This window comes from Bacillus zhangzhouensis, from assembly GCF_000715205.1.
Classification (GTDB): Bacteria; Bacillota; Bacilli; order Bacillales; family Bacillaceae; genus Bacillus; species Bacillus zhangzhouensis.
The window spans coordinates 173,660-198,132 of record NZ_JOTP01000002.1; the positions used below are offsets into that span (position 1 = coordinate 173,660).

25 protein-coding genes, 1 riboswitch and 1 other annotated feature are annotated in these 24,473 nt (G+C 43.3%); all 25 genes read right to left on the minus strand.

Annotated features, from left to right (window positions below; all coding sequences use genetic code 11):
* Nucleotides 1–55: 55 nt before the first annotated feature.
* Entirely contained in the window at nucleotides 56–1,120 is a 1,065-nt protein-coding gene (locus tag BA70_RS02765) for an inorganic phosphate transporter (RefSeq protein ID WP_034317902.1), read from the minus strand.
* A 13-nt stretch (nucleotides 1,121–1,133) separates the two neighbouring features.
* The gene (locus BA70_RS02770) at nucleotides 1,134–1,835 is read right to left on the minus strand and encodes a phosphoadenylyl-sulfate reductase (RefSeq protein ID WP_034317905.1); all 702 of its coding nucleotides are present in this window, start codon (nucleotides 1,833–1,835) and stop codon (nucleotides 1,134–1,136) included.
* 45 nt (nucleotides 1,836–1,880) lie between these two features.
* Complete coding sequence (locus BA70_RS19270) at nucleotides 1,881–1,985, minus strand: DUF2292 domain-containing protein (RefSeq protein ID WP_420834670.1); 105 nt, start codon at nucleotides 1,983–1,985, stop codon at nucleotides 1,881–1,883.
* 116 nt (nucleotides 1,986–2,101) lie between these two features.
* Nucleotides 2,102–2,204: riboswitch (SAM riboswitch) on the minus strand.
* A 269-nt stretch (nucleotides 2,205–2,473) separates the two neighbouring features.
* Nucleotides 2,474–3,112, minus strand: a complete 639-nt coding sequence (gene pyrE / locus BA70_RS02775) for an orotate phosphoribosyltransferase (protein ID WP_034317908.1) — start codon at nucleotides 3,110–3,112, stop codon at nucleotides 2,474–2,476.
* Nucleotides 3,113–3,119: 7 nt separating this feature from the next.
* Nucleotides 3,120–3,824, minus strand: coding sequence for an orotidine-5'-phosphate decarboxylase (gene pyrF, locus BA70_RS02780; RefSeq protein WP_034317910.1), 705 nt, complete (start codon nucleotides 3,822–3,824; stop codon nucleotides 3,120–3,122).
* Nucleotides 3,796–4,728 (minus strand): dihydroorotate dehydrogenase, encoded by a 933-nt coding sequence (locus tag BA70_RS02785; RefSeq protein ID WP_034317913.1) that lies wholly within the window; start codon nucleotides 4,726–4,728, stop codon nucleotides 3,796–3,798. Before BA70_RS02785 ends, pyrF begins: the two co-directional genes overlap by 29 nt.
* Nucleotides 4,722–5,498 (minus strand): dihydroorotate dehydrogenase electron transfer subunit, encoded by a 777-nt coding sequence (locus BA70_RS02790; protein ID WP_034317916.1) that lies wholly within the window; start codon nucleotides 5,496–5,498, stop codon nucleotides 4,722–4,724. Before BA70_RS02790 ends, BA70_RS02785 begins: the two co-directional genes overlap by 7 nt.
* The gene (gene carB, locus BA70_RS02795) at nucleotides 5,495–8,710 is read right to left on the minus strand and encodes a carbamoyl-phosphate synthase (glutamine-hydrolyzing) large subunit (protein WP_034317919.1); all 3,216 of its coding nucleotides are present in this window, start codon (nucleotides 8,708–8,710) and stop codon (nucleotides 5,495–5,497) included. The genes BA70_RS02790 and carB overlap by 4 nt, the downstream gene beginning before the upstream one ends.
* Entirely contained in the window at nucleotides 8,695–9,789 is a 1,095-nt protein-coding gene (locus tag BA70_RS02800; RefSeq protein ID WP_034317922.1) for a carbamoyl phosphate synthase small subunit, read from the minus strand. Before BA70_RS02800 ends, carB begins: the two co-directional genes overlap by 16 nt.
* Nucleotides 9,786–11,072 (minus strand): dihydroorotase, encoded by a 1,287-nt coding sequence (locus tag BA70_RS02805; protein ID WP_034317924.1) that lies wholly within the window; start codon nucleotides 11,070–11,072, stop codon nucleotides 9,786–9,788. The genes BA70_RS02800 and BA70_RS02805 overlap by 4 nt, the downstream gene beginning before the upstream one ends.
* Entirely contained in the window at nucleotides 11,056–11,979 is a 924-nt protein-coding gene (locus tag BA70_RS02810; RefSeq protein WP_034317926.1) for an aspartate carbamoyltransferase catalytic subunit, read from the minus strand. The genes BA70_RS02805 and BA70_RS02810 overlap by 17 nt, the downstream gene beginning before the upstream one ends.
* A gap of 129 nt (nucleotides 11,980–12,108) precedes the next feature.
* Nucleotides 12,109–13,437, minus strand: coding sequence for a solute carrier family 23 protein (locus BA70_RS02815; protein WP_034317928.1), 1,329 nt, complete (start codon nucleotides 13,435–13,437; stop codon nucleotides 12,109–12,111).
* 154 nt (nucleotides 13,438–13,591) lie between these two features.
* The gene (pyrR, locus tag BA70_RS02820; protein WP_024424234.1) at nucleotides 13,592–14,134 is read right to left on the minus strand and encodes a bifunctional pyr operon transcriptional regulator/uracil phosphoribosyltransferase PyrR; all 543 of its coding nucleotides are present in this window, start codon (nucleotides 14,132–14,134) and stop codon (nucleotides 13,592–13,594) included.
* A 170-nt stretch (nucleotides 14,135–14,304) separates the two neighbouring features.
* Nucleotides 14,305–15,219, minus strand: a complete 915-nt coding sequence (locus BA70_RS02825; RefSeq protein WP_034317931.1) for an RluA family pseudouridine synthase — start codon at nucleotides 15,217–15,219, stop codon at nucleotides 14,305–14,307.
* Nucleotides 15,216–15,683, minus strand: a complete 468-nt coding sequence (gene lspA / locus BA70_RS02830; RefSeq protein ID WP_034317932.1) for a signal peptidase II — start codon at nucleotides 15,681–15,683, stop codon at nucleotides 15,216–15,218. The genes BA70_RS02825 and lspA overlap by 4 nt, the downstream gene beginning before the upstream one ends.
* A 94-nt stretch (nucleotides 15,684–15,777) precedes the next feature.
* A complete protein-coding gene (locus BA70_RS02835; RefSeq protein WP_034317934.1) occupies nucleotides 15,778–16,152 on the minus strand; it encodes a TraR/DksA C4-type zinc finger protein in 375 nt (124 codons plus the stop codon).
* Between the two features lie 160 nt (nucleotides 16,153–16,312).
* On the minus strand, nucleotides 16,313–19,078 hold the full coding sequence (gene ileS / locus BA70_RS02840) for an isoleucine--tRNA ligase (RefSeq protein ID WP_034317937.1): 2,766 nt from the start codon (nucleotides 19,076–19,078) through the stop codon (nucleotides 16,313–16,315).
* 59 nt (nucleotides 19,079–19,137) lie between these two features.
* Nucleotides 19,138–19,374 (minus strand) — a binding site (T-box leader).
* Between the two features lie 59 nt (nucleotides 19,375–19,433).
* The gene (locus BA70_RS02845) at nucleotides 19,434–19,928 is read right to left on the minus strand and encodes a DivIVA domain-containing protein (RefSeq protein ID WP_034317940.1); all 495 of its coding nucleotides are present in this window, start codon (nucleotides 19,926–19,928) and stop codon (nucleotides 19,434–19,436) included.
* Nucleotides 19,929–19,954: 26 nt separating this feature from the next.
* The gene (locus BA70_RS02850) at nucleotides 19,955–20,731 is read right to left on the minus strand and encodes a YlmH family RNA-binding protein (RefSeq protein ID WP_034317943.1); all 777 of its coding nucleotides are present in this window, start codon (nucleotides 20,729–20,731) and stop codon (nucleotides 19,955–19,957) included.
* A gap of 53 nt (nucleotides 20,732–20,784) precedes the next feature.
* Nucleotides 20,785–21,066: a YggT family protein gene (locus BA70_RS02855; protein ID WP_034317945.1), complete on the minus strand. Its 282-nt coding sequence runs from the start codon at nucleotides 21,064–21,066 to the stop codon at nucleotides 20,785–20,787.
* Nucleotides 21,067–21,072: 6 nt separating this feature from the next.
* Complete coding sequence (gene sepF, locus BA70_RS02860) at nucleotides 21,073–21,531, minus strand: cell division protein SepF (RefSeq protein ID WP_003212271.1); 459 nt, start codon at nucleotides 21,529–21,531, stop codon at nucleotides 21,073–21,075.
* Nucleotide 21,532: 1 nt separating this feature from the next.
* Complete coding sequence (locus tag BA70_RS02865; RefSeq protein ID WP_034318125.1) at nucleotides 21,533–22,222, minus strand: YggS family pyridoxal phosphate-dependent enzyme; 690 nt, start codon at nucleotides 22,220–22,222, stop codon at nucleotides 21,533–21,535.
* A 6-nt stretch (nucleotides 22,223–22,228) separates the two neighbouring features.
* Nucleotides 22,229–23,092 carry a peptidoglycan editing factor PgeF gene (pgeF, locus tag BA70_RS02870; protein WP_034317948.1) on the minus strand — a complete coding sequence of 288 codons (864 nt, stop codon included), beginning with the start codon at nucleotides 23,090–23,092 and terminating at the stop codon, nucleotides 22,229–22,231.
* Between the two features lie 211 nt (nucleotides 23,093–23,303).
* Entirely contained in the window at nucleotides 23,304–23,540 is a 237-nt protein-coding gene (locus tag BA70_RS02875) for a YlmC/YmxH family sporulation protein (protein WP_008344958.1), read from the minus strand.
* A 79-nt stretch (nucleotides 23,541–23,619) separates the two neighbouring features.
* On the minus strand, nucleotides 23,620–24,399 hold the full coding sequence (locus BA70_RS02880) for an ABC transporter ATP-binding protein (RefSeq protein ID WP_167331421.1): 780 nt from the start codon (nucleotides 24,397–24,399) through the stop codon (nucleotides 23,620–23,622).
* Between the last annotated feature and the right edge of the window lie 74 nt (nucleotides 24,400–24,473).

The window sequence follows — 24,473 nt, forward strand, 5'->3', positions numbered from 1 at the left end:
GTTCATCTTCCTCTCAATGTTCATATTTATTAGATGTTAATAGTCGGATTTATGGTTAAATCCCGCCGCCCTGCTCATGAATAGAGCTGCTTTCATTTTTGACTGCCTTCATCAGACTCAGCGCACCAAGTGAGGCAAGCAGTACACTCATCATGATAAAGATAGAGTAATAGTCGCTTTTTAAGAAAAGGCTCACCAGCAGATACGATAGACTGAGTGATAAAAAGGGTGACACAACCCAAACCTTCAGCATCTTTTTCACGATATGTTTATGAAAAATGTTAGGTCCACCCTTTGCCATCCCAAGTCCAATAATGGACGAGGAAGTGATCTGAGTAAGTGGAACTGGCAGCCCAAAAATAGAGCTGACGATGACGAGTCCAGCACCGGTACTCGATAACAAAATCCCTTCACCCGTTTGATAGCGGGTGATTTTCTTTCCGTTTGTTTCTAGCACCCTTCTGCCAAGCAAAAGGGCACCAATTGCGACGAAGATTCCGCCGTAAAGCGTTCCTTGCCCAACAGACAACACACCTGAGGCGACAAGCGGACCGACCGCATTGGCGACATTGTTCATGCCGGCTGAAAACGCCTCTAGAAATCCACTGATAATGAGCAAGACTGATAAAATCGCTGTGCCTTTTTTAGATAACCTGCGTTTAGGGAACATTCTGATGATTTTGACTACAACAAAGGTAAAAACAAAAGCGACAACTGGAATGATGATCCAAAAGGCCACAATGACTAAAATAGATTTCACATATAACACTTTATATGCGACTGCAACACCGACCACAGCCCCTACTGTGACCTCACTTGTTGACAAAGGGATCGCCATCAGATTTGCTATGAAGAGTGATAATGCGGCAGAACCAATGATGATACAAACAACCTCAAGTGTAATCACAGATTCTGGCATAATACCAGAGCTGATCGTTTTGACGACCTCACCGCCGCCAATCACTGAACCTGCTAAAATCCCAACTGCACAAACGCTGAGTGCATAAATGGGCTTTTTAATTGCACCTGACCCATACGCAATGCCCATAGAAGCAGCTGCTCCGCTTGCGCCTATGTTTAAAGCAAAGAATAAACTAAATAAAATTGCGGCGATTTCCATACATTATGCTCCCTTACTCATGTAATCCGCACTCTGTCTTTGCTGTACCTGACCATCTGCCAGAACGCAAATCATCCGCAGTAAATGCTGGCTGTGTACACGGTGCACAGCCGATACTTGGGTATCCTTGATCATGCAGCGGATTATAAGTAAGATCCTCTCTAGATGCATATCTCCATATGTCCTTCCACGTCCAGTGAATGAGCGGACATACTTTTACTGATTTGAATTTTTCATCCTTATTTAAAAAATTCGTACCTGCTCGTTTTGGTGACTGCTCTCTTCTTAAGCCAGAAAGCCATGCCGGATAGCCAGATAGTGTCTCTTGCAAAGGAATGACCTTGCGCATATGGCAGCAGTTTTGAGGATTTGTTTCCCATAATTTTTCACCATGCTGCTCATTTTGCTGTTCAACTGTCAATTCAGGTGTTTTCAAAACGATGTCTAATCCGGGGTATCTTTCCTTTACCGCATCAATTGTATCGTACGTTTCCTTGAAATGCAGACCTGTATCTAAAAAAACAATTCTCGCATCCTTTTTTACTTTCGCAATAAGATCAATCAGGACAATGCCCTCAATGCCAAAACTGCATGCATAAACGAGCTGATCACCATAATGACCGTACGCCCATTTCAACACAGATAGGGCCCCTTTATACAAATCGTCCTCTTGAAATGTAATGGACGGCTCTTGCCAATTTTCGTAAGTTAACATTGTTTCTCCCCTTCCGGAGTACCGCTCATATTGCTACTCTCCGCACTACTTCAATCTAATTTTTTCGTTTTTTTCCACTTGAATCACTTGACCGTCCTGAACAATCAACGTAATCGAACCGAATTTCATATCCCCAATCAGTTCTTCCATATGCTTCACTAAGTCCTCATCCTGGTTTTGTTTCACTTCCATCTCCTCTTCCTCCTCATCGTTAAAATAAAAAAACTTTCTTTCAGTCCGAAAGAAAGATGAGGAAGCTCACAATTTCCTTATCTTTCAAAATAGAATCATTTTGCAGGAAGTAGCACCTTGCGAATCGCAGGTTGCCGGGTTTCATCGGGCCAGTCCCTCCACCTCTCTGGATAAGAGTTTTAATTTGTATTAAATATTAACACAATTCAAACAAAAGTCAACCCGACTTTATTGATAGGATTAGTTTTTATTTAAATTTGAGTCTATTTTACTATTTTTAACCAAATGAAAAAGGGCTAAAATGATGTTTATTTTAGCCCTTTTTCTTTTTTCAGCGTGATAGAAAACCTTTGAAGTTCAGGAGGGACGAACACCGAAGCGCAGACCTGACACAGAATGCGAAGGTTTGTCTACACGCTGAAAGCTGTGCAGCTAAGCACAGCTTTTTAGACCGTTTCTTCCATCCAGGATTCAGAGGAAGGATCTTGTCTCCAGCGTTTTAGTTTATTCATAGCAGAAGGTTCGATTGCTTTTAGCTCCAGTGCTACGTCTGTCAGCGTGTCATAGTCTGTTAGTGTGACATATGGAATGTTTTTCTCTTGAAAAGCTGCAGCTGCTTTTGGCAGGCCGTATGTGAAAATAGCCGCAACTCCGAGTACGTCACAGCCCTCATCTTGAAGGGCAGCGACAACCTCAAGCACACTGCCTCCTGTTGAAATGAGGTCTTCTACGACAACAACCTTTTGACCAGGCGATACGACTCCTTCAATTTGATTCCCTTTTCCGTGTGCTTTTGGCTTACTTCTGACATAACACATCGGCACGTTCAGGCGATCTGCCGCTAATGCCGCATGCGGAATACCTGCTGTCGCAGTACCAGCGACCACTTCAGCTCCCTCAAAATGAGTGAGAATCAGATCTTTTAGACCTTCAGCGATGTCGTGTCTAACTTCCGGGTACGACAAAGTTAGGCGGTTATCACAGTAAATTGGTGATTTGATGCCGCTTGCCCACGTAAACGGTGCGTCTGGTTTTAATGAGACAGCTTTGATTTGTAATAGATGTTTAGCGATTTTCGTTTTCATCCGGCGGTCACTCCCACTCTTTCAAAATTTGATGATAGGCTTCCTTTGGGTTTTCAGCTTTCGTGATGGACCTTCCGACAACAATTTGTGAAACACCTTGCTCTTTTGCAAAGGCAGGTGTCGCCACACGCTTTTGGTCATCGGTTTGATCATTCGGCAAGCGAATCCCTGGCGTCACAGTGAGAAAGGAAGGTGAGATGTGTTCATGAAGGACTTTAGACTCATGAACAGAGCAAACAACACCGTCAAGTCCACTTTCATAAGCCAATTGTCCGTAATGCAGCACAGTCTCTTGCAATGGACGATCAATGAGTAATTCTTTGTTCATCATGTCTTCTGATGTACTTGTCAGCTGAGTCACAGCAATGATGCCTGGGCGACTTTGTCCAGCAGGCGTCCCGCTTTCAAGCCCCTCTACCGCAGCGTGCATCATTTTTTTCCCGCCAGCTGCATGCACATTGACCAAATCGACCCCAAGTGCAGCAAGCCGGTTCATCGCTTTTTGCACCGTTGTTGGAATGTCATGTAATTTCAGATCAAGAAATATGCGACAATCTTTTTCTTTTAGCGCGTCAAGGATGGCTGGCCCTTCTTGGTAAAACAGCTCCATACCAACCTTCACAAATAATGGTGTCCCTTCAAAGGGTTCTAAAAAGGCAAGTGCCTCCTGCCCTGATGGAAAATCAAGCGCGATGATGGGCAAGTGCTTCATGGTTCCAGCTCCTTCCGATACATTCCTCTACAGATGAATAACCATACGCCGCTAACACATTTGGCAGCTCTTCAATGATTTCTGGACAAATAAAAGGGTTCACAAAATTGGCTGTCCCAACAGCTACAGCACTTGCACCTGCTAGTAAAAATTCAAGTACATCTTCAGCGCTTTGCACCCCGCCCATCCCAATAATCGGAATAGAAACCGCCTGACTGACCTCATGCACCATTCGAACAGCGACAGGTTTTATAGCTGGACCTGATAATCCACCTGTTTTATTGGCAAGGATGGGTTTCCCAGTTTTTAAATCTAAACGCATGCCAATTAAGGTATTAATCATGGTGAGTCCATCCGCTCCAGCAGATTCAATCGCACGAGCAATCTCCACAATATTGGCTACGTTAGGAGACAGTTTGACATAGACAGGAACCGAGGAGACTTCCTTGACCGCTTTTGTCAACGACGCTGCCATGTTTGGGTCTGTACCAAATGCAATCCCGCCTGTTTTGACATTCGGACAAGAAATATTCAGTTCAAGGGCATGGACATTCTTTGCTTGGCTGATTTGTTTTGCAACTTCAACATAATCATCGACCTGTGAGCCAGCAACGTTTGCAATAATGGGGGTATCAAACTGCTCAAGCCAAGGTAATTCATTTTCAAGCACGCCTTTTAGACCTGGATTTTGAAGACCGATCGCATTAAGCATACCGGCTCCAGTCTCGGCCACCCTTGGTGTTGGGTTGCCAAATCTCGCTTCAAGGGTAGTGGCTTTGATCATGATGCCGCCCAGCATGGATAAATCATATAATGAAGCAAATTCTCTCCCGAATCCAAAGCAGCCTGATGCAGGTATAATCGGATTCTTTAAAGATAAGCCGGGTAATTCAACGTTTAGCATGACAATGCCACCTCCTCTGCTTTAAATACAGGTCCATCAAGACAGACTTTGACGTAAGGTTTTTCGTGCTGATCGGTATGACAGACACAAGCAAAGCACGCACCGATTCCGCAGCCCATTCTTTCTTCCATTGAAATGTAGACAGGCTTATCAGGATACATGTCTTTCAGTGCTTTTAGCATAGGTGTCGGTCCGCAGGAAAGCAGTACATCAAAGCTCAAATCATTTTCTTCGATCACACCTGTCACAAAACCTTTTGAGCCGTATGTTCCATCAACGGTTGCGATATAAGTATCGCCAAGTGCTTGAAATTTCCCCTCATAAAATACATCCTTTTTCGATTGAAAGCCGAGGACATGCTTCACGATGACGCCTTTTTTCGTTAAACGCTTGGACAGCTCATATAGCGGCGGTACACCAATTCCTCCACCGACTAGTAATGCCGTCTGACCAGGCTGGACAACTGAAGGGTCATAACCGTTCCCAAGCGGCCCTAATACATCGACTGATTCTCCCGCCCGCTTTTGGGAGAGGAGCTTTGTGCCCTCTCCTTCTGCACGGTAAATGATGGTTGCTTCTTTTTGCTCGGCATGAATGTTGGCAATACTGATCGGTCTTCTCAGCAGCGGTGTCATGGATTCGCTGACCTTTATATGAAGAAACTGTCCAGCCGTTTGAAATGAGTCCACAAGGTCACCTTTTAATGTCATTTCGTAAATATGATCAGCGATCTCTCGGTTCGAGACGACCGTCAAGTATGCTTTTTTCATATCGTTACTGTCACCTCAGCATTCGTTTTCACTTCTGGCATTTCGTCTGCTCTAAATGTCATGCTCTCAAGCACTCTTAAAATGGCTTCTGCTGTATCTAGTGACGTTAAGCAAGCCACTCCATTTTCAACAGATTCACGTCTAATTCTAAAGCCGTCTCTTGCCGGCTGCTTTCCTTTTGTCAGGGTATTGATGACAAATTGGGCTTCACCGTTTCGAATCACATCGAGAAGATTCTTTCCTTCTTCTCCTATTTTGCCGACCACACTTGATGGAATGGAGGCTTGTTTTAAGTAATTCGCCGTTCCTTCTGTCGCTAAAATATGATAACCGATGGAATGGAATCTTCTTGCAATCTCTAGCCCTTCCTCTTTATCCTTGTCAGCCACTGTGAGGAGAACCGTTCCGTCTTTTGGAATTTGAATCCCTGATGCAATCAACCCTTTGTAGAGGGCTTTTTCGATTGTGACATCTTTCCCCATGACTTCACCTGTTGATTTCATTTCAGGCCCAAGTGTAATATCCACTCTTCTTAGTTTTGCAAAAGAGAAGACTGGGACTTTGACGTATACCCCTTCTTGTTCGGTGTGAAGCCCTTCTTTGTAGCCATAGTTTTTGAGCTTGTCGCCTAAAATGACTTTTGTCGCTAGGTTTGCCATTGGAATGCCCGTAATTTTACTTAAGAATGGGACAGTCCGGCTTGAACGCGGATTCACTTCAAGGACGAACACTTCTCCTTTTGATAGAACAAATTGAATGTTAAGCAGCCCTATAATGTTGAGTCCTTTTGCGAGTTTAATCGTGTATTCTGCGATCTTCGCTTTGATGTCCTCAGACAATGTTTGCGGGGGATAGACCGCAATGGAGTCACCAGAGTGAACTCCAGCTCTTTCAATATGTTCCATAATGCCTGGGATCACGACAGTTTCTCCGTCAGACACGGCATCTACTTCAATTTCTTTTCCCGTCAAATACTTGTCAATTAACACTGGGTGCTGCGGATTGACTTTCACCGCATTCTCCATATAGTGAAGGAGCTCGGCTTCTTGGTAAACAATTTCCATCGCACGACCGCCTAATACATAGGAAGGGCGGACAAGGACTGGGTAGCCGATCTGATTCGCAATCGCTACCGCCTCTGGCACAGACGTAGCTGTTTTTCCTTTTGGCTGCGGCACGCCGAGTGCTTCTAATGTTTGTTCAAACTTGTCACGGTTTTCTGCGCGGTCAAGGTCTTCAAGCGACGTTCCTAGAATCTTAACCCCTCTATTCGATAATTCATCTGCTAAGTTGATCGCTGTTTGTCCGCCGAACTGAACGACGACACCTTCAGGTTGTTCAAGGTCGATGATATGCATCACATCTTCTACAGTAAGTGGTTCAAAGTAAAGCTTATCTGAAATACTGAAGTCTGTTGAGACCGTTTCAGGGTTGTTGTTTATAATGATGGCTTCATAACCTGCTTGTTTGATCGCCCACACAGAATGAACGGTTGCATAATCAAACTCAACCCCTTGTCCAATTCGGATTGGACCTGAACCTAACACGATGACGCTTTTCTTGTCTGTACGTTCTGATTCATTTTCATCTTCATACGTGCTGTAGAAATATGGCGTCTCTGATTCAAATTCTGCCGCACATGTATCCACCATTTTGTATACAGGTACAATGCCTGCATCTTGTCTTAGCTTGTAGACATCCGCTTCCTTCATGCTCCACTCGCGGCTAATGTAGATGTCTGAGAAGCCTTTATCTTTCGCTTCTTTTAATACGTCTGTATTGCCTTTGTTTTCTTTTAATGCCTTTTCAAATGCGATGATTCCTTCCAGCTTATGAAGGAAGAAGAAATCAATTTTTGAGAATTCATGAATCTGTTCGACTGTATAGCCTCTTCTAAGCGCCTCAGCGATATAAAATAGTCGCTCGTCTCCTGCTTTGATAATCCGCTTTTCGAGCACTTCGTTTGTGATATCTGCTTCATCTTTTAATTCAATGTGATGCACATCTGCTTCAAGAGAACGTACAGCCTTTAAAAGAGACTCTTCTAATGTACGGCCGATCGCCATGACTTCACCGGTTGCTTTCATTTGCGTACCAAGACGTCTGTTGGCAGATTCAAACTTGTCAAACGGCCAGCGCGGGATTTTTGAAACGATATAATCAAGTGCTGGCTCGAAGGCTGCATATGTTTTACCTGTCACTGGGTTCATCATTTCATCAAGCGTTAAGCCTACAGCAATTTTCGCTGCAAGCTTCGCAATTGGATAGCCTGTTGCTTTAGACGCAAGCGCAGAGGAACGGCTCACGCGCGGGTTTACTTCGATGATATAGTATTGAAAGCTGTTCGGATCAAGCGCCAGCTGTACGTTACAGCCGCCTTCAATGCCAAGTGCACGGATGAGCTTGAGTGACACATTACGAAGCAGCTGATATTCGCGGTCACTTAACGTTTGGCTTGGTGCGACGACAATGCTGTCACCAGTATGGATGCCGACAGGGTCGAAATTTTCCATGTTACAAACAACGATCGCATGGTCACTGCTATCACGCATGACTTCATATTCAATTTCTTTAAAGCCTGCAATACTCTTTTCAAGCAAACATTGTGTGACTGGGCTTAGCTTCAATCCGTTTTCAACGATTTCTTTCAATTCTTGCTCGTTTGTACAAATTCCGCCGCCCGTTCCGCCTAATGTATAAGCTGGTCTGACAATGACAGGGAAACCAATTTGATTCGTGAACGCCATCGCTTCTTCAAGATTATGAATGATTTCACTTTCTGGGACAGGTTCATTTAGTTCATTCATCAGATTACGGAATAAATCTCTGTCCTCAGCTTTTTGAATAGCTGAGAGCTTTGTTCCGAGTACTTCAACGCCGCATTCAGCGAGTACGCCAAGATCTGATAATTCAACAGCGAGGTTCAGTCCAGTTTGTCCGCCAAGTGTTGGTAAGATCGCATCAGGGCGTTCCTTTCGAATGATTCGTGTTAAGAATTCTGGTGTCAGTGGTTCGATGTATACCTTGTCGGCCATTTCTGTATCTGTCATAATCGTCGCAGGATTTGAATTCACAAGAACGACTTCATAGCCCTCTTCTTTTAGTGCTAGGCAAGCCTGTGTGCCTGCATAGTCAAACTCCGCTGCCTGACCGATGATGATTGGACCTGATCCGATTACTAAAATCTTTTTGATATCTACGCGTTTTGGCATACTTCTTCCCCTTCTTTCTCAGTCATCTGAATCATTTCCATGAACTCGTCAAATAAGTAGTTCGCATCTTCTGGACCCGGTGATGCTTCTGGGTGATACTGCACAGTGAATGCTGGTGCTTCTTTATGTTTTAATCCTTCAATCGTATTGTCATTTAGAGCAATATGGGTTACTTCGAGCAAGTCTTCATTAATAGCACTTACCGTGTAGCCATGGTTTTGAGACGTCAAGGTTACCTTGCCACTTGCTAGTTCTTTGACTGGGTGATTTGATCCTCTGTGACCGAATTTCATTTTTTCTGTACTTGCGCCGCACGCAAGAGCGAATAACTGATGTCCTAGACAAATCCCAAAGAGTGGTACCTGACCGATCAATTGCTGAATCATTTCAACTGCTTCTGGTACATCCACTGGGTCCCCAGGGCCGTTTGATAGCATGATTCCGTCAGGCTTTAACTGCAGCACTTCATCTGCAGTGATATTGTATGGCACCACAATGACATCACAGTCTCGTTTATTGAGCTCGCGCAAAATGCCGTGCTTCATTCCGAAATCGACAAGCACTATTCTTTTTCCTCTTCCTGGGCTTGGGTACGCATTTTTCACAGATACTTGACTCACTTGATCTGTGGGCAGCTGCAATGTGTGAAGTCGGCGCACAACATCTTCCACTTGTTCATTTGGCCCTGCAAAAGCCCCTCTTAATGTTCCTGCACTTCGGATCATTCTTGTCAGCTTCCGTGTATCGATTCCGCTAATACCGGGAATGTTTTTCATTTTTAAGTATTCATCGAGTGAGTATGAAGAGCGCCAGTTTGAGGGCTTTTCACAAAGTTCTTTCACAATCAGCCCTTTCACAAACGGTGTGATTGATTCAAAATCATCACGGTTAATGCCATAGTTACCGATGAGCGGGTAAGTGAGTGTGACAATTTGTCCGCAGTATGATGGATCAGATAAAATCTCTTGATAGCCTGTCATCCCCGTATTAAAGACGACTTCTCCGACTGACGGTTCTAAGCTGCCAAAGCCTGTTCCCTCGAATACTGTTCCGTTTTCTAGCACTAAGCGTCTCTTCATTTTACTAGTCTCCCCTCTTCATAAACGACCTTTCCAGATGCGAGTGTCATGACTGGCCATCCTGATACAGTCAATTTGTCAAACGGTGTATTTTGTCCTTTAGATAAGAAACTTTTTTTATCGATTGCCATTTCTTTGTTTAAATCAATGAGTGTGATATCAGCTACTTGACCCTCTTCTAGCTTTCCGTACGGAAGGGAGAAGGCTTCTGCTGGTTTAATTGTCATATAATCAACGAGTTCTTTTAATGTCCATTCGCCTGTTTTCACAAATCGTGTGTACAAAAGCGGGAACGCCGTTTCAAGTCCTACAATCCCAAAAGGTGCACGCTGCATCGTTTCGTTTTTTTCTTCTTCTGTATGCGGAGCATGATCTGTTGCGATGAAATCAATTGTGCCATCTAAAAGTCCCTCAATCAGCGCCTCGCGATCCTCTTTTCCTCTGAGCGGCGGGTTCATTTTATAGTTTGTATCAAGACCCGGGATGTCCGTATCACATAGAAGCAGGTGATGCGGTGATACCTCAGCCGTTACACGAATGCCTGCTTTTTTCGCATCGCGCACGACTCGAACAGATTCTTTTGTACTGATATGACATACATGATAATGACAGTTCGCTGCTTCTGCTAAGAGGACATCTCTTGCAATATGCACAGATTCACAAATTGATGGTATTCCGTTTAACCCATTTGCTTGTGAAAATTCTCCTTCATGAACGCATCCTCCGTAAATGAGCGAGTTATCTTCACAGTGCGCCACAATCGCTTGATCAAGGCTTGCTGCCTTTTTCATCGCTTCGTACATCATGCCAGCTGTTTGGATGCCAACACCATCATCCGTAAATGCAAAGGCACCAGCTTCTTTTAAGGCTGCAAAGTCTGTCATCTCTTCGCCAATTTGCCTTGTTGTAATCGAGGCGTATGGCAGCACTCTCACAGATGAGGTCTCTTCGATTCGATTCATGAGCCATTCCATTTGTTCTTTTGTATCTGGCACTGGCCGTGTATTCGGCATGGCTGCAATTGTCGTATATCCACCTCTTGCTGCTGCCTTAGAGCCTGTTTCAATCGTTTCCTTTTTCTCGCCGCCTGGCTCTCTTAAGTGCACATGCAGATCAATCAAGCCTGGTGACACAAACAGTCCAGCTGCATCAATGATCTCTTCTCCGTCTTCTCTTTCTAAATGACCAATCGCTTGAATCACTTTTCCTTCTACCCTAATATCCTGCTGCACTCTTTCCCCTGTGCTTGTTAAGATAAAACCGTTTTTAATGAGATATGACATAGACAGAATCTCTCCCTTTTTGATGTAGTCTGTTATTTTGAAAAGCTCTTTTTAAAACAGCCATTCGGATATACACGCCATTTTCCATTTGCTTGAAAATTCTTGACTGCTCGGATTCTACTAAAGAATCCTCTATTTCAACACCTCTGTTCACCGGTGCTGGATGCATAATAATGGCTCGTTCTTTCATTTTGCTTGCCCGATCTACTGTTAATCCATAAGTAGATAAGTAATCGTCACTGCCCATCTTTTCTGCGTGCCGTTCATGCTGAATTCTTAGCAGCATCACCACATCAGAGCGTTTGATGGCTTCATCTACTTGGACATACGTTCCGTGAGGGTTTTGTTCATCTTGGAAGGAGGCTGGTCCTGAAAAGAGCACTGTTGCTCCAAGCCTTGAAAGAACCTCAGCATTCGACCTCGCCACCCTGCTATGTTTGATATCTCCATGAATCGAAATCGTTAAGCCTTCAAACCCGCCAAACTCTTCGAAGATGGTCATCAGGTCAAGCAGTGATTGTGTCGGGTGCTGCCCGCAGCCATCTCCAGCATTGATGATGGGAATCCCGACTTTTCCGATTAGCTCGTTGTAATATTCGTCAGTGCTGTCGCGAATGACACACGCCTTGACTCCAATGGATTCTAGCGTTTTCACCGTATCGTAAAGCGTCTCTCCCTTTTGAACTGAGGTACTTGCCGCATCTAGACTAAGCACATTCATTCCGAGTTTCTTTTCGGCTACTTCGAAGCTAAAACGTGTTCTTGTACTTGGTTCAAAGAAGAGGTTCGCTACAAATTCTCCAGCTAAGCCATGTTCCTGCTTCCCCTTTTTCAATGCGGATGCTTCTTCAATCAGCTGTAAAATCTCTTCCTTAGATAAGCTGCTCATTGTCGATAGATCATTCATTTTTCTTCCCCCTCTAGTTTTTCATCACTTTCAGGTTCAAAAAAACCCTAAGCCTCGGCAGCTTAGGGTTCTCCAAAAGAAGCAGCGGCACTTTCGCACATTCTGCTCATTTTAGAACCCTTGTCAGCCTCACTGGACTTCTTTTAAAAGGTTTTCTGTATTCGATTCATTTGACTCGTTATCCTCCGCTTTCTGGTGCGGCAGGATGAGATTTAACAGGACGCCCGTAATTGCAGCGAGTGCCATTCCAGATAGTGTGAGGTTGATTTGTTTCACCTCAATGAATGCCCCGCCAATTCCGATGACTAAGATGACAGATGCGATAATGAGATTACGCTTTTCTTCAAAATTCACTTTATGATCAATCAGGATTCTCAGGCCGCTTGAGGCAATGATCCCAAAAAGCAGGAACGAAACGCCTCCCATGACCGCGGACGGCACTGTACTGATTAATGCTGACATTTTCCCAACAAAGCCGAAGCAGATCGCAAATACTGCTGCTCCGCCGATGACGAAGATACTGAACACTCTTGTGATGGCAAGTACGCCAATGTTCTCACCATAAGTCGTTGTTGGAGGGCCACCAATGAGTGAAGCGAAAATGGTCGCCGCACTGTCTCCTAAAATGGAGCGGTGAAGACCTGGTTTTTTAATAAAATCTTGCCCCACAACCTTGCTTAACACCACTTGGTGACCGATATGCTCAGACATGGTCACAAAGGCAACCGGCACCATGACTGTGAGAATGCTTAACGTCACAGCAGGTGTATAGTCGACAAATGGTACGACGAAGTCTGGTACAGCAAACCATTTTGCGTCAATAACCGGCTGGAAGTTCACAATGCCCTGCGTTAAGGCAAAGAGATAGCCGCTAATAATACCGATTAATACCGGGATCAGGCTAAGAAATCCTCTTAGGAAGATCATGCTGATAATCGTGACCGCTAGTGTAAAGCCCGCTACCATTAAGTGCTTTAGACTGTATACAAGCTCGGTCGCATTCGGATCGGCATACATCGCCATGTTGACAGCTGTTCCAGCGAGTCCAAGTCCGATCACCATAATGACTGGTCCTACGACGACAGGCGGTAGAAGCTTCATCAGCCAGCCTGTGCCTAACCATTTTATGAATAGTGCAATGAGCGCATAAGCCACACCCGCCATGAAGGCACCAACCATTGCGGCTCCAGGGCCGCCTGTTGCTTTGACATTCAATATGGGGGCGATAAAGGCAAAGGACGATCCAAGATACGCCGGAATTTGTCCTCTTGTGATGATTAAGTAAACAATGGTTCCAACACCGCTTGAGATGAGCGCGACTGCTGGACTCATGTCAATAATTTTTGGTACAAGAATGGTCGCACCAAACATGGCAAACAAATGCTGAAGGCTAAGTGATAGCCATGTGAACGGTTTTGGGATATCTCGAATGCCTAAATTGGCTTTTTGCCGACTCATGATTTTCCTCCTAGATGTGTCCTTTTTCATTAAAAAAGCCTCTTTGCGAGTATGCGCAAAGAGGCCTAGAAAAACCGTACACGTCATGGATATGTGTGCTCGGTGTCTCTGTTATTGCCCTCTTTGCAAACTCTCTGGAATGCATTTAAAAAGGTTATTTTTCATATATAGCGACAAGGTCGTTTTGATCTACTTCATTGAGCTGAACCATGACGGTTTCTGCTTTTGATGTCGGGATGTTTTTCCCGATATAATCCGCTCGAATAGGCAACTCCCGGTGTCCCCGGTCGACTAGAACAGCAAGCTGGATAGAAGACGGTCTGCCTACATCCACAAGAGCATCCATGGCCGCTCTTACGGTTCTGCCTGTAAACAAGACATCGTCAACGACGATGAGTGTTTTGTCATTAATGTCAGCTGGAATGTCTGCACCCTTTACAAGCGGGTCTTGGTTATCTGTCTTTTTTGTCAGGTCATCACGGTATAGTGTAATATCAAGTTCACCCACAGTGACTGGATTTCCTTCAATTTGCTCAATGCGCTCTGCAAGGCGCTTTGCAAGATGAATGCCTCTTGTCTTGATCCCAGCAAGGATGACATCCTTCATCCCTTTGTTGCGCTCAATCATTTCATGTGCAATTCGGGTAAGCGCTCGTCTTATCGCTTGTTCATCAAGAATGACTGCTTTTTGTTCCATCTTCTACACCTCTTTTTGACAAATAAAAAGCCCCTTCTGCAAAGGGCAGAGAGGGGCGTTCATTTGTGCATACACGTGCACAAATTGATCCGTTATCCTTCTCAGCCTCTCTGGACTGTTTTAAAGAATCTCAATTTCTTTGTTTATTATTTCAAAAAAAGAACGGCCTGTCAATCGTTATTTCTTAATGAATCGATAAAAGCTTGCATATCAGCTGGAATTGGTGCTGTGAACTCGATGTATTCTCCTGTTCTAGGATGATCAAATCCTAAAACTCCTGCATGCAGCAGCTGTCCATTGAAATCGACTGTTTTTCTCGGGCCATATTTCGGGTCTCCTGCAAGAGGATAGCCAATATATTTCATATGAACACGAATTTGGTGTGTTCTTCCTGTTTCAAGACGGCATTCAACAACAGTGAAATCTTGAAAGCGTTCAAGCACGTCAAAATGAGTGATCGCCTGCTTTGCGTTTTCTTTTGTGACCGTCATGCTTTGGCGGTCTTTTTTGTCTCTGCCAATTGGTGCATCAATTGTTCCTGTATCATGCTGGATGATGCCATGGACAACTGCGGTATATTTTCTTGTGACGGTCTTAGCAACTAGCTGATTGACGAGTGATTCGTGCGCCATATCATTTTTAGCGACCATTAACAGCCCAGACGTATCTTTATCAATGCGGTGGACAATTCCAGGTCTCATCACACCATTAATACCTGATAAGTCATTGCAATGTGCCATGAGGCCATTCACAAGCGTTCCTGACACATGGCCTGGTGCTGGATGAACGACCATTCCTCGTGGTTTATTCACCACTAGCACATCTTCATCCTCATAATAAATATCAAGATCCATTGATTCTGCTTCTACATCAAGTGCTTCTGGATCTGGAATCTCCACTTTGATTTGATCTCCAGCTTGGACTTTGTAATTCGCTTTCACTTGTTTCCCGTTTACTTCGATGAGCCCATCCTTTACCCACTGCTGAACTTGGGTTCTTGACCATTCTGGTTCTGTCATGCTTAAAAATTTATCAAGCCGTTCACTTGTTTGTTCTTCTGCAACGGCAATGTTTACTTGATTCATGTAGTTGACTCCTTATTTTTCTTTCCATCTAAAAGCATTTGAATGAAGAGCAGAATAACCCCTACACATAAAGAAGAATCTGCAATGTTAAAGATTGGATAATGATAATTCCCAAATACGAAATGAGCAAAATCAACCACTTCCTGACGGAAAATGCGGTCGATAAAGTTTCCAATTGCTCCGCCAAGCATTAAGGCTAGCGCTACTCCAAGCAGCTTGTCCTTTTGTCCATGCTTTTGCAAGTAATAAATAATTCCCGCAATAACAACGAGTGTGATCACATAGAAAAACCACATTTGTCCTTGGAGAATACCCCATGCGGCTCCTGAATTACGGTGAGACGTGATATAAAAGAATCCATCAATCACTGGAATAGAATCTCCGAGCATCATATGTTTGACAATGAGCCATTTTGTTAATTGATCTAAACAAATCATAACGAATGCGATTATGTAATAGAACACACACGTTCCTCCATCTTCATACTTTGATCTTTAAGCATTTTATCAAGAAAACAGGAAGGAGTAAAGAAACTTTAGTTGACAGACAAAAACCTCCCTACATGTGGAAGGCTTCAAAATGAGAATCGTTTGAATCGTGAGGATAAGGAGTGAATGCTTTTTTCTCGTATTGCTTATGATATAAAAAGTCTTCAGTCGTGCGGGCTGTAGGAAGAATACTCATTTGTTCAAGTGGGATTGCAAGACCTGTTGCTTCACATACGCCATAGGTTCCTTGCTCAATTTTTGCAATAGCGAGCGACACATCTTGCAGCTCTTCTTTGATGTGAAAAAGAAGCGTTGTCGTTTTAGCTTCATTCAATGTGACATGGTCATCGGGTGAACGAAATGATGCATATTCAAACAGTTTAGATTGCAGTTCTTCTTTTATTTGAAGGAGTTCCATGTAAATCGTCTCTAGATCGCCATTCATGTCGCTATTTCAACTCCTGCCCTGTCGTGATAATCATATTGTTACCTCGCCTGTTCACTTTAAAGCCATAAGATTTTTCCTTTCGTTCTAAACGCTGTCATTTTCTCAGAATAGAAAACGCCCCGCATATGGCGGGGCGCTAGTTGGTGATGTCGCACTGTTAATTTTGGTAATATTTCTCCACGATTTCAGCATTTTTAAGCGACAATGTTGGGTATTTCGGATTTGCACCAACATCTTTAGAAATAATGCGGGAACGTTCGCACAGTTCTCCTTCTGCTTTTTGAACCACAATACGTCCTGATGTGTATTCAGGTGCTGATGCATCTTCATTCTGCTTATCTTCTACCGTTAGTTCAGAGATGATAAAGAGCTGCTTCACATCTTCTTTAATAGATGCAAGAAGGTTTTTCACTTCATCTGTCGCGTAAAGTGTCACACTTGCTTCAAGTGAACGTCCGATGACTTTTTCGTTACGTGCAATCTCTAGCGCTTTTAGGACATCGTCACGCACTTCCATAAAGCGGTCGAACTTCGCTTCTGTCGCTTCTGCTTGAGGAACTGCCACACCTTCTGGCATATCTGTTAACTGAACACTTGGCTCTTCAACAAAGCTTAAGTGGCTCCATAACTCATCTGCTGTATGCGGAAGAATTGGTGCAGTCAGCTTCACTAACGCCATTAATGTTTCGTAGAAGACGGTCTGCATGCTGCGGCGGTCCGGATGATCTGCATGCTCAATGTACACCACATCTTTTGCAAAATCGAGATAGAAAGAGCTTAACTCAATTGTACAGAAATTGTGAATCGCATGATATACGACTGCAAATTCGTAGTCGTCATATGCTTTTTTCACTTTATCAATTAATTTGTTTAATTTGATCAAAATATATTGGTCCACTTCGCGAAGCTCTTCTACAGGTACTGCATTGACTGCTGGATCAAAGTCAAATAGGTTACCGTGCAGGAAGCGGAACGTGTTACGGATTTTACGATAGACCTCTGCTACTTGTTTTAAGATATCATCAGACACCGGGTGATCGGCTTGATAGTTGACAGAAGATACCCAAAGTCTAAGAATTTCAGCACCTAGTTGTTTAGCTACTTTGGCAGGTTCAATGGTATTTCCTAAGGATTTACTCATTTTACGTCCTTCTTTATCCAAAGTCATTCCATGGCTAACCACTCCTTTGTAAGGTGCTTTTCCTGTGATAGCTACAGAAGTAGATAAAGATGAGTTAAACCAGCCGCGATATTGGTCAGAGCCTTCAAGATAAAGGTCTGCTGGACGGACAAGGTCCTCTCTTTCTTCTAAAACGGCTTGGTGAGAAGAACCGGAATCAAACCATACATCCATGATGTCCTGCTCTTTTGTGAATTCACCGTTCGGGCTACCTGGATGTGTAAAGCCTTCTGGCAAGAGCTCTTTCGCTTCTTTTTCAAACCAAATATTTGAGCCATGCTCTCTAAATAATTGAGAGACGTGCTGAATTGTTTCATCTGTGATGATTGGCTCACCATTTTCGGCATAAAAGACCGGAATTGGAACGCCCCATACACGCTGTCTTGAAATGCACCAGTCACCTCTGTCACGTACCATATTGAATAGGCGTGTCTCGCCCCATGCTGGCACCCATTTCGTTTCTTTAATATTGTCTAGTAGCGCTTCTCTAAAGTCTTTAATCGATGCAAACCACTGAGCGGTTGCACGATAAATCGTTGGTTTTTTCGTTCTCCAGTCATGCGGGTAGGAGTGCGTGATAAAGTCGAGCTTTTTCAGCGCGCCTTTTGCTTCAAGCTGTTCTGTGATGGCTTTATTGGCATCCTCGTAAAATAGTCCTTCAAAACCAGGTGCTTCGTCTGTCATGACACCTTTTTCATCTACTGGACATAGCACATCAAGACCGTATTTCATACTAACATTAAAGTCATCTTCCCCGTGACCTGGTGCTGTGTGAACACAGCCTGTTCCTGCATCCGTTGTCACATGATCGCCAAGCATCACAAGAGAATCTCTACCGTAAATTGGATGCTCTGCAACGATGGTATCTAATTCTTTTCCTTTTAGTGTTTTCACGACTTCATACTCTTCAAAGCCAAGCGTTTTTGCCACTTGTTCAGCCAGCTCAGATGCGACAACATAACGATCATCTCCAACTTTGAGCACACTGTACTCTAGGTTTGGATGAACACAAATGCCAAGGTTTGCAGGAAGTGTCCAAGGTGTTGTTGTCCAGATGATGAATTGTTCGCCGTTTTCAAGTACGCCTTTTCCATCTTTCACTTTAAATGAAACGTAAATGGATGGTGAACGTTTGTCTTTATATTCAATTTCCGCTTCTGCAAGAGCTGACTCACTTGAAGGAGACCAGTTAACAGGCTTTAGCCCTTTGTAAATATAGCCTCTTTTCGCCATTTCACCGAAGACAAGAATTTGCTGCGCTTCGTATTCAGGCTTTAACGTCACATACGGATTGTCCCAGTCTGCTCTTACGCCTAATCGCTTAAACTGATTGCGCTGACCGTCGATTTGCTTCCAAGCATACTCTTCGCATAATTTACGGAATTCTGCTGTAGACATTTCCTTACGTTTGACTTTTTTATTTTTAGTAAGAGCCGTTTCAATTGGTAAACCGTGTGTATCCCAGCCCGGTACGTACGGTGCGTGGAACCCATTCATTGATTTAAAACGGACAATAAAATCTTTCAGGATTTTATTGAGTGCGTGCCCCATATGAATGTCACCATTCGCATATGGAGGTCCATCATGCAAAATAAAGGTCGGGCGTCCTTTTGTCCGCTCTAAGACCATTTGGTAGATGTCTTTTTCTGCCCACTCCTCTTGGATTTCAGGCTCTTTGTTTGGCAAGTTCCCTCTCATCGGGAATTCTGTTTTCGGCATTAATAAGGTGTCTTTGTAGTTCATACCCATTCCTCCATATGCAAATTCGTATTAAAAAACAATAAAAAAAGCCCTCTCATCCCATAAGGGACGAGAAGGCTTGTCTCGCGGTACCACCCTTTTAGACAAGCGATATAAAACAGCCGCTTATCCACTCTAAAATCGTAACGTGATCAGACGCCTTTTCTTACTGGTTCATTTCAGAAAAGGAACTAAAGGGGTGATCTCATTGCAGCGTTTCGTAATGTCAGGCTTCCACCATCCCTGATTCGCTTTATTACGCATGTACAGCTGCGAGTGTCCCTTTCAAACGTTTATCTCTTGTTAATTTATGATGGTATTATATGCAACATGAGCATGTCATGTCAAGATGATGCGCTTATTCTTTTTCGTCAAAGACAGCGTCCACTTCATATTCCAGCAAATGATCCCAGTCATCATTTTTCAGAAGATCCAGTTGGGCTTCGATCAGCATTTGGAAGCGAGTTCTAAAGACCTTCGACTGTTTCTTCAGCTCTTCAATTTCCATCGCAATCTTTCTTGATTTAGATAGTGCTTCGTTAATAATGCGGTCTGCATTTTTCTCTGCTTCACGAATAATCAATTTTGCTTCTTTATCAGAATGACGTTTTACGTCTTCTGCTGCTTCCTGCGCCACAAGAATTGATTTGTTTAATGTTTCTTCAATTACCGCAAAATGACCTAGTCTTTCGTCCAGCTCGTTTACTTTGTCTTCAAGCTCGTTCTTTTTACGAAGCACGATCTCGTAGTCTTTACGTACCTGGCTTAAAAACTCGTTTACTTCATCTTCGTCATAGCCGCGAAAACTTTTTGTGAACGTTTTATTATGAATATCATTAGGTGTTAATGGCAACCTCGCCACCTCCAGATTCAAGTTCGTTATGTCAGAAGCTCAAATGTTACTTTAAATTTATCCTTTTTTGTCTTCCCATCAATCGTTTTTAAGCTAAAGCGACCAAATCCCCGCACAGAGAGCTGATCTCCTTCGCCGATTGTGAAGGAAGGGTCTTCAGTGACTTTCCAGTTTACTTTGACAAGTCCGTTTTTGACTAAAAGCTGTGCTTTTTGCCTAGACTGACGGCTGACAGCAGCACATACAGCATCAAGCCGCAAAGAGGAAATGGTATCTTCTTTGATGTCCGTCTTGCTGATGACTGGCTTTATCTCTGCTTCACTGATTTCCTCTAATGAAACGGATGCTCTGCCCACATGTGTCAGCTGCGCCCGAACAAAATCGGCTACCTCACTTGTACAAATAAACTGCACATCTTCCTCTGAAAATAACAGATCTCCAAATTTTTGACGCTTCAAGCCTGTCCCAATCAGTGAGCCAAGAAGCTTCGGGTGTTCAATGGAAATAAACTTTTTCGCATAGTTCACCTGAAAATAAGACAGCTCAAAATCCTGAATAGACGGCTCTAAATAATCAGGATAGATCATGGCTCTTTTGCGCTCCGCTCCCTCATACCCACCAAAAAACAGGATGCCAAGTTCATCAGAATGCTGGATCACGGACTGGGTAATAAACTGCTCACGCGGATCAAGAAAGTCTGTTAATTTCAATCGATATTGGTCAAGTGCGATTTTTTTCCAGCCTAACACTTGGTCGACAAATGGCTGTTCGTCTTTTCTAAAATGTTGATAGATATCGCTCATTTTGTTCCCCTTTTATGTAAAAGAGCCTGGCAGCGCCAAGCCCGGCAGCCTGTTTACATGATTCCGGCAATCATTTGTTGTAGACCAGCTAGTCCATACGATGATGCAAAACGAATCACAAGCAATGCCACAATTGGCGAGATGTCAATCATGCCAATTGGCGGAATAATTTTACGAAATGGTTCTAAATACGGTTCACAAATGGATGTCAAAAAGCGGCCAATCGTTGTTTCTCTTGAAGAAGGCACCCATGACATAAAGATGTAAATAATAATCGCGAATGAGTAAATCGTTAATACCGTCCCTAAAATGTTAAAAATGAAATTTAGAATCACTATGATTTACCACCTCTGAGGTTCTTCCTCTGTCAAAAGTTCTGATATTGTGCCAGATACATCCACATTATCAGGTGTGCAGAGGAATATATTCGAGCCAATACGCTGGATGTCTCCACCGATTGCATAAACCGTTCCGCTTAGGAAGTCGATGATTCGCTTTGCTTGATCGTGCTGAATGCGCTGCAAATTCACGACGACTGCACGTCTGTTTTTAATATGGTCTGCAATCTCTTGCGCCTCTGCATAAACACGCGGCTCACTTAACACCACTTTAGAGGATTTCTGCACGCTTTGCAAGCTGACGACATTTTGTTTTCCTGTCTGCGGGCGCTCTTGAAATGCTGCTTTGTCTTTTGTTCCTTTTTCTTCTTGAACTGGCTCTCTTTCTTCATCAATATATTCGTACTCATACTCTTCATCGTCGAGTGTGAAAAAGCTTTTAAACTTATTTTTTATGCTCATGTCACGCACCTCCTGTTTCATTTCCAACAAGTGAAGAGCCAATCCGAACAAATGTCGCACCTTCTTCAATTGCGATTTCAAAATCGTTTGACATGCCCATCGATAAATGCTGACAAGGTGCATTTACTTGGTTTAGACGTTTTACCTCTTCTTGAAGGCTTTTTAATGTTTTAAAACAGTTTCGAATCACAGTCTGATCATCTGTAAATGGAGCCATCGTCATCAGTCCAGCAACTTCAATGTATTGGAAATCTGCGAGCTGTTTGACAAATGGAATCACGTCTTCGCTTTGTAAGCCGTGTTTTGACTCCTCAAGAGATGTGTTCACCTGAACAAAACAGCGAACGATGTGATCCGCTCTTTTTTCAATTTCATTCGCAAGAGACATTCTGTCGAGCGAATGTAAGTAGTCAATTGTCTGAATGACAGATTTCACTTTTCGCGTCTGTAAACTGCCGATAAAATGCCAGCTAATGTTTTCATCGGTTATTGCCGACTGTTTTTCAAGTAGCCCTTGGTCACGGTTTTCACCAAAGTGCAAAACCCCTGCTTCCTTGGCTTCTTGTGCTCGTTCAATCGAGACATATTTTGTCACAGCGACGACCGATACATCGGCTGGATTTCTACCTGCTCTTTTACATGCTTCGTTTATTTGTTCATTTATTTGTCTGAGATTCTCTCGTACATTCAATTGCACTTATGCCTCCTTAAACCCGACAAAAGACATCATACGTCCTGTTTTTCCTTGATCACGCCGGTGTGAGAAGAAAAGCTGATCGTTGCAGCTTGTGCACATCGAACTGACATGTATGTTTTCTTCTTTTATTCCTGCATGAAGCAATACGTTTTTGTTTAATGTTTTCAAGTCAATTTTATATTGTCCTTGTGAAATCTCGGAATACACATCCTCAGTTGAAAAAGGAAGCTTTTTCACTTGATCCATGACAACATCATCTACTATGTAGCAGCAGCTGCCAATTGATGGTCCAATGACGACTTGTATATGATCGGTCTCGGCACCTTCTTGGCTAACCCATACATCAACCATCTTTGCGCCAATTTGCTTGACGGTTCCTTTCCAGCCGGCATGAGCCGTTCCAATCAATCCATTTTGCGGAGCTAGAAAATAAAGCGGAACACAGTCAGCGAAACAAAGAGCGAGCATCATGTTTGGTTCAGAGGTATATAAGCCGTCTGTTCCAGGCAGGGCCTCATGATAATGGAGACTTCCTCTTCCTCTTTGCTCCTTGGTGACTTTCATCATGCGATCCTCGTGTGTTTGGTCTGCAAACACCCAATCAGAGAGCGGCACAGCAGTAGCATCTGCTATGACTTGACGATTCATTTGGACACTAGAAGCATCATCTCCTACATGGAGTCCAGTGTTCATTGATTGATATGGTGAAAGGCTAAAGCCGCCATTTTTTGTTGTAAACCCGGCCAATACCTCTTTACCAGAACATGTCATGTTCGTCCAATCATGAATGGTCATTGCATAAGGTGATTTCTGCTGAAAGGGGTCATATTTGTATGTCAAAGCTGCCTCCCACCTTTCATTCATCTCTCTTTATATCGCTCCTATTTTACCACAAGACATGCATAGACAGTTAGTGGGATTCATTAAATATTACACTCAAATGTGCCCTTTCTACAGGTTTTTTTTCAAATTGATATGAAAACGTAATCTTTTTACCCGAAAAAGACATTGTTTGCTGAGAATGGAGAGCTCGTTTTAAGGAAAAATTGAGATATTCATTGAGGAGTTATACGAATTAAGAAGACAATCGGACAAGTATCACATCTTCGCCAATTTTTACTATATTTCGCCATGGGACGATCATTTCCTCTTCTTTTCCGAAAAATCCCATCATTTTACCTGTACCGCCAATAATAATCGCTTGTATTTTACCGCTCGTGACATTGATATCAATGTCCCCAATGGTGCCTAGTTTTTTACCGCTGGACACATCAACGACATCTTTGATTTGGAATTCAGAAATACTGATCATCTTTCCTTCCCCGCCTTTCGTTTTCTACTATAATATGTATGATGGAAAAGCAGGGAAGCAGACCAATAGTTTCTTTTATCTACAATTTACTTAAGTGCGGACGCCCATTTCTCCACATGACATCCACCGGACATTCAAAAAAGGAAGAAAGCAAGTCACTTGTCATCATCTGCTCTGTCTCCCCTTGATGAAATACTGCCCCTTCTTTTAATAATAAGGTGTGCTGAAAAACCGGCAGAATCTCTTCTGCATGATGGGTCGTATAGAGTAAAGTGGGTGCATCAGGCTTTGATGCAATGAGTGAGATCGTCTCCAGCACTTGTTCTCTTGCTAAAAAATCAAGACCCGTCACAGGTTCATCTAAAATCAAGAGCCTCGGATCATTCATTAAAGCCCTTGCGATCAGTACTTTTTGTTTCTCTCCTTGTGAGAGCGTTTCATATGTGCGGTTGGCATATTTGAATGATTCGAACGCTTTTAATAGATCAATCGCTTTCTCTCTCATATCATCTGTTGGTGTTTCATAAAGCCCGATAGAAGCAAATGCTCCGCTAAGGACAATTTCAAATGCATTGTCCTCTCTGTGCAGCTTCTTTTCAAGACCTGCAGAGATGAGTCCAATTTTCTTCCGTAGCTTTTCACCGAGAGCCTCCTTGCCAAAGACATGCCCTAATACCGTCATCTCACCTGACGTTGGAAAATAATACGAGCACAGCATATTTAATAAAGCGGTTTTCCCCGCACCATTTAATCCATAAAGCACCCAGTGTTCCTGCTTTTTCACATGCCAGTCAACAGAACGCAGCAGCCATTTTCCATCTCGTTTTAAAGAAACATCCTTCAAATCAAGTGACACCATCATTTCCTCCTGAGTAAAAATTCTGAATATACAAATAATGAATGTTTACAGCATATCGTAAATGCTCCTTTCGG